The sequence below is a fragment of the Streptomyces sp. NPDC059456 genome (genome assembly GCF_042750055.1).
GTDB lineage: Bacteria > Actinomycetota > Actinomycetes > Streptomycetales > Streptomycetaceae > Streptomyces.
The window spans coordinates 1,254-2,214 of the sequence record NZ_JBHYVA010000982.1 but is presented as its reverse complement, the minus strand read 5'-3'; the positions used below and the strand labels follow the sequence as shown (position 1 = coordinate 2,214).

The following is a 961-nucleotide window of genomic DNA, read 5'->3' as shown; positions in this document are numbered from 1 at the left end:
CCGTGGTACTCCCCGCGCCCGCGTCCCGCGTCCGGTTGCCGGTTCAGGTGCAGGCGCCGGTGCTCGTCGGGGTGTCCCGGTCAGAGCGTTTCGCTCAGCGAGTCCGCCGGGCGGCGCCGGGCGGTCCGGGCCGCCGGCACGAGCGCCGCCAGCACCGCTGCGAGCACCGCCGCGGCGACCACCGCCGACAGCACCGGCGCCGGGGGGATCCGGGCGATTCCCGCGCCGATCCCGCTCGACGCACCCTGCGCGTCCACGAGCCGGCTGCCGGAGAGTGCGCCCAGCGCCGTCCCGACCACGGCGGAGGCCAGCGCGGTCAGGCCTGCGGCCGTCACGATCATCGAGCCGATCTGCCGGGGGGTCAGCCCGATCGCCTTCAGCGCGAGCAGGTCGCGGCCCCGGTCGCGCACACCCGTGCTGATCAGCGTCAGCAGTTCCGTCAGCCCGATCAGGGCCAGTACTCCGATCAGGGCGGCGATCACCGCGCGCGCCGGCTCCAGCCGGTCGGCCGGGTCGGGGGTCTCGCGGACCTCCAGCGTCGGGCCCGCCGCCGTGGCGAGCGCGGCGCTCACCGCCCGGGGGTCCGCGCCCTTGCGCAGCACCAGGGCGTGGAAGTCGGGCCGCAGCCCGGGGTCGCGCTCGCGCAGGGCGTCGAGGGTCGTGGTGATCACCCGCCCGCCGGATTCGGGCTCGATGGTGCGGCCGACGAGGTGCAGGATCTGCGGCCGCCCCTCGACGGTCATCCGCACCCAGGCGCCGACGCGCACCCCGAGGAGGTCGAGCAGCCCCTGCCCGGCCACCGCCTCGTCCGGGCCTTCGACCGCGCGCCCCTCCACCACCGCGGAGGGGTACGGGGACCCGGCCGTGCCCAGCCCGCGGAGCGTGATGGTGCCGGTCTGGCCCGGTTCGAGCGCCGCCACCACCGCGCCCGGAAGGACCGGCGCGACGTCCGGGACCGCCC

The 961-nt window shown here is 77.7% G+C and carries 1 protein-coding gene; it reads right to left on the bottom strand.

Translation table 11 applies throughout. The features are described 5' to 3' along the window. Positions 1–80: 80 nt before the first annotated feature. Positions 81–961, bottom strand: an 881-nt coding sequence (locus ACFXA3_RS41335) for an FtsX-like permease family protein (protein WP_385196467.1), incomplete at its 5' end; no start/stop codon positions are given.